The organism is Paenibacillus mendelii, from assembly GCF_024498075.1.
Lineage (GTDB): Bacteria > Bacillota > Bacilli > Paenibacillales > Paenibacillaceae > Paenibacillus_Z > Paenibacillus_Z mendelii.
In genome coordinates this window covers 1-1,346 of sequence record NZ_JANHOF010000061.1, presented here as the reverse complement: position 1 = coordinate 1,346, position 1,346 = coordinate 1, and the positions used below count along the sequence as shown (strand labels likewise).

Genomic DNA, 1,346 nt, shown 5'->3' with positions numbered 1-1,346 from the left:
TCTCGCGAAGACCATAACGACCTGCTAGGGCGAATGCTCGAAGGAGCAAACCTTCGGCTCGCCTACAAGCGAGTGGTACAAAACGGAGGAGCCGCCGGTGTGGATCGTGTAACGGTAGCCGAGCTACAAGCTTACCTGAAAACACATTGGGATGCGGCGAAAGTCCAGCTCCTCGCGGGAATGTATAGACCCGCGCCAGTCAAACGGGTGGAAATTCCCAAACCCGGAGGTGGCGTGCGGCTGCTCGGCATCCCGACCGTCATGGACCGCTTCCTCCAGCAGGCGCTTCTACAAGTGATGAACCCGATCTTCGATGCGCACTTCTCATGGTACAGCTATGGCTTTCGTCCAGGGAAACAGGCGCATGATGCTGTAAAGCAAGCCCAAACCTACATCCAACGCGGCCTGAGATGGGTCGTGGATATGGATTTGGCAAAATTCTTTGACCGAGTGAACCATGACATGCTGATGGCGAGGGTAGCGCGAAAAGTGACAGATAAACGTGTCTTGAAACTGATTCGAGCTTATCTAAACGCCGGGGTGATGACGGATGGCGCGCTGGAGAGAACGGATGAAGGAACGCCGCAAGGCGGCCCATTAAGCCCGCTCTTAGCGAACATTCTACTGGATGATTTGGACAAAGAACTAACCCAAAGAGGCTTGCACTTCGTCCGTTATGCGGACGATTGCAACATTTTCGTTGCCAGCAAACGTGCAGGACAGCGCGTGATGGAGTCGGTGACGCGATTCGTAGAAGAGAAGCTGAAACTGAAGGTGAATCGAGAGAAAAGTGCGGTAGACAGGCCGTGGAAGCGTAAGTTTCTTGGCTTCAGCTTCTTGACGGACAAGAAAGCAACGATTCGTCTAGCGCCTCAGACCCTCTCACGATTTAAAGAGAAGATTCGTGAGCTAACGAACCGAACGCGATCCATGTCCATGGAAAGCCGCATTACGCAGCTGAACCAATACCTGCTCGGCTGGATCGACTATTTTCGACTTGCCTCCGCAAAGGGCCATTGCGAGAAATTTGACCAGTGGATTCGCCGAAGGCTCCGCATGTGCATGTGGAAACAATGGAAACGGGTACGTACCCGAATCCGCGAGCTTCGAGCACTTAGCGTTCCGGAATGGGCTTGCTTCGTCATGGCCAATTCCAGGCGCGGAGCATGGGAAATGTCTCGAAACACAAACAATGCCCTCCCGACTTCCTACTGGGAAGCGAAAGGGCTGAGAAGTTTGCTTTCTCGTTATGTGGAGCTTCGTTAACCTTTTGGAACCGCCGTATGCGGACCCGCATGTACGGTGGTGTGAGAAGACGGGGGTTAGCCGCCCCCTCTTACTCGATT

At 53.7% G+C, this 1,346-nt stretch carries 1 protein-coding gene; it reads left to right on the top strand.

The annotated features are described in order from the left end of the window. Positions 1–1,266: group II intron reverse transcriptase/maturase (gene ltrA, locus NNL21_RS36010; RefSeq protein WP_256555722.1), on the top strand; the 1,266-nt coding region annotated here is incomplete at its 5' end. Positions 1,267–1,346 lie beyond the last annotated feature (80 nt).